This is a genomic window from Aeromicrobium sp. (genome assembly GCF_049586495.1).
In the GTDB taxonomy this organism is placed as follows: domain Bacteria; phylum Actinomycetota; class Actinomycetes; order Propionibacteriales; family Nocardioidaceae; genus Aeromicrobium.
This window is the reverse complement of the sequence record NZ_JBAVCB010000013.1, coordinates 1-3,357: the sequence shown is the minus strand read 5'-3', so window position 1 is coordinate 3,357 and position 3,357 is coordinate 1. Positions and strand designations below refer to the sequence as shown.

Below are 3,357 nucleotides of genomic sequence, written 5' to 3'. Positions count from 1 at the left end.
GTATGACTCGGCGGCCGGCCCATCGCGCGCGACGCCATCGACGAACGTGACCGCGGGTACAGCTCGGACCCACGAGGAGGAGCCATGATCAGACTCCAGCAACGCGATCTCGCGCGTGCGGCGCGTGCCGCTGGCATCGCGGCCCAGATGGACCACGAGGTCGACGCCGGCAGCCAGCTGGCTGTGCACCGCATCGCGCACCAAGCCGGCCGCAACTCCGAGCGCCTCGAAGCGCGCCGGCACGTCGGCCGCTGAGTTGGCATGCAACGTGCCGCAGCCACCCTCGTGCCCGGTGTTGAGCGCTGCCAGCAGGTCAACGACCTCAGGTCCGCGCACCTCGCCGACCACCAGCCGATCCGGACGCATCCGCAACGCTTGCCGCACCAGGTCGCGCACACTGACGGCGCCAGCACCCTCGACATTGGGAGGCCGGGCCTCGAGCCCGACCACGTGGGGGTGCGAGGGTCGCAGCTCGGTTGAGTCCTCGACCACGACGATGCGGTCGCGCGGGTCGATCAGGGCCAGCATCGCGGCCAGGACGGTGGTCTTGCCGCTCCCGGTGCCGCCTGTGACCACGAACGACGCCCGGGCCGCAACGATCCGGCGCAGTTGGTCGTCGGCTCCCCCGGCCAACATCCCGAGCGCCGCCAAGTCATCGAGGGAGTACACGGTCCGCGACGGCACGCGCAGCGAGATGACGGTGCCGGGTCTGGCGAGCGGGGCCAGCACCGCGTGCAGGCGCGTACCGTCCGGAAGCCGCGCGTCGACCCAGGGCGACGCGTCGTCGAGCCGGCGTCCGGCGATGGCCGCCATCCGCTGAGCGAGGCGGCGCACGGTCTCCTCGCCCTCGAAGCGCACGTCGACCGCGACGAGCCCGTTGCCGCAGTCGGCGAACACCTGGCGTGCGCCGTTGACCAACACGTCCGTGACGCCGGGCAGGGCCAGCACGGCGTCGAGCGGACCGGCGCCCAACATCTCGCTGCGCAGCCGATCGACCAGAACCAGCACGTCGCTGCTGCCGATCACCTGGTGCTCAGCTCGCAAGGCGTCGGCCACGGTTGCCGCGGTGGGCGCCGCCGCCTCCATCACCCGGCGATGCCGCACCCGGTCGACCAGTGCCGGCGTCATGACGCGCCTCCGGGATCGAGCCCCAGCAGGTCGAGAACGTCGCCAGCCGCTCGCCGCAGCGATCGGGACCGCATGGGACCTCGGCCGTGGTCGATGGCCAATCGGAGGCCGCGGTGGGGGCGGATCCGCGCGACCACCGGCAGGCCGATTGCCTCCTGGGCCGCCGACGAGCCGAGCCCGCCCCGCCGGGTGACGCTGACAGCCACGACCGACGAGCACGTCTCACGCACCCGCGACGCGACCCGCCGGGCGGCCCCGACCCCACCGACGTCCTCGCCCACGACGACCACGGTCAGCACGGAGCCCGCCAACAGCGACTCTGACCAACCAGAAGATCCGACCGTGCGCGGCGCATCCGCGACGACGAGATCGAACGCCCGACTGGCAGCGGACCACACGGCTCCAGCCGCCCCCGGGACCTGCACCGCCATCTCGGCCGCGGGCCACGACACTGTGGCGAGGTTGTGATGACGGGGCAGGACGTCGGCGAGCGAATCGCCCGACACCCGACCGTCGACTGCGGCAAGGTCGGTCCATCGCAGACCTGTGGCCCGTTCGCTGCCCAGCAGCAGCTCGACGCCGGCACCCCCCGGGTCGGCGTCGAGCAGCACAGCAGCCAGACCGCGGCGGGCGCCGACCAGACCGAGTGCGGCCGCGAAGGTGCTGGCACCGACGCCGCCGCTACCGCCCACGACCGAGACCGTGCATCCCTCGACCCGCCCGTCGAGCGCGACACCAACCGCTCGCAGCCCGGCCGCGTCGTCGAGCGGATCGACCACGTCGCTCGCGCCCAGATCCACCGCGTGCCGCCAGACCGCATCTGGATCGCGGGTGACCACGACAACGTGGTCGCGTCGGGGTGCGCGCATCTGGGCGATCTCTTGGACCATGTCATCGCCAATCAGCATGACCGCCGCTCGGCGCCACTCGCGCCGTGCGCCGTCTGGGGTGTCGACCCCTACCGGCGTAGCCCCGGTCGCGGCGCACCAGCGCTGCGCGACATCGAGCAGCTGGTCGTCAGAAGTGGCGATGGCCGCGACATGCTCCATCCACCGATCGTCGGTCCTAGCCCGTCCCTCGGCGACGGCTCGCCCAGATGCTGTGGACGCCGCGCCGTAGCGGACCTCCTGTGGAAGGACTGCGCCTATCCTGAAAGCGTGACTCCTCCAGCCGCAGGATCGAGGTCGGCGGCGTTCTTCGATCTCGACAAGACGATCATCGCGCGCTCGAGCACCCTCGCCTTCAGCAAGCCCTTCTTCCACGGCGGCCTGCTGACACGGCGCGCTGTCCTGCGTAGCGCATACGCCAACTTCATGTTCGCGGTGAGTGGAGCCGATCACGACCAGCTCGAGAAGATGCGGGCCTACCTCACCGAGATGGTCGCGGGCTGGGACGTGGAGACGGTCCGACAAGTCGTGTCTGAGACGCTGCACACCATCATCGATCCGTTGGTGTTCGACGAGGCCGTGCGCCTGATCGAGGACCACCAAGCCGCGGGCCGTGATGTCGTGATCGTGTCGGCCTCCGGGACCGAGGTGGTCGAGCCGATCGGCGCGATGCTGGGTGTTGATCACGTGATCGCCACCACGCTGGTCGAGACCCAAGGCAAGTACACCGGCGAGGTCGACTTCTACGCCTACGGCCCCCACAAGGCGACCGCGATGCAGAAGTTGGCCGAGGAGTTGGGTTACGACTTGGCGGCCAGCTACGCCTACTCCGATTCCGAGACCGACGCCCCGATGCTCGAGGCCGTCGGCCACCCGTTCGCCGTCAACCCAGACAAGACGCTGCGCGCCCTTTCCACCGCGAACGAGTGGCCGATCTTGGTGTTCGACCGGCCGGTCGCGCTGCGCAGTCGGATCGGCCTCGACACCCCGGCGGGCAAGGCAGCGGCGATGGCGGTGATCGCCAGCACTGCGGGCGCAATCGTGGTTTCGTTCATCACCCGCCGGCGGCGCCATTCAGCCCCATCCGTGCGCTTGTGAATTCAGGCTCAGAACATTACGAGCCAGTAGGTCTGTACGGGTCGACCTGATCGGCGTAGACAGGAGTCAAGAACTCCACAGCGGCACAGCACCTCGGTACCCACGCGGCGATCACCCGCCTCACTGGGACAGTTGCTCGACCGGATTCCCACGCATTCAGCAACGGAACCGCGACGACTCAGATCCAGCACGCCTGGTAGCCGGGAAAGATGCTGGCCAGACGGCGCCTTCCTTCGCGAAGGCG

Annotated in this window: 3 protein-coding genes; 1 reads left to right on the top strand and 2 read right to left on the bottom strand. The window is 70.0% G+C overall.

The annotated features are described in order from the left end of the window. Together WB508_RS00445 and ssd are read right to left on the bottom strand one after the other, a co-directional pair. Positions 1–1,128: TadA family conjugal transfer-associated ATPase (locus tag WB508_RS00445; RefSeq protein WP_423842898.1), on the bottom strand; the 1,128-nt coding region annotated here is incomplete at its 3' end. Further along, positions 1,125–2,177: a septum site-determining protein Ssd gene (ssd, locus tag WB508_RS00440; protein WP_423842897.1), complete on the bottom strand. Its 1,053-nt coding sequence runs from the start codon at positions 2,175–2,177 to the stop codon at positions 1,125–1,127. The genes ssd and WB508_RS00445, both read right to left, overlap by 4 nt. Positions 2,178–2,285: 108 nt before the next feature. Between ssd and WB508_RS00435 the strand changes: the two genes are divergently transcribed. After that, positions 2,286–3,113, top strand: coding sequence for an HAD family hydrolase (locus WB508_RS00435; protein ID WP_423842896.1), 828 nt, complete (start codon positions 2,286–2,288; stop codon positions 3,111–3,113). Positions 3,114–3,357 lie beyond the last annotated feature (244 nt).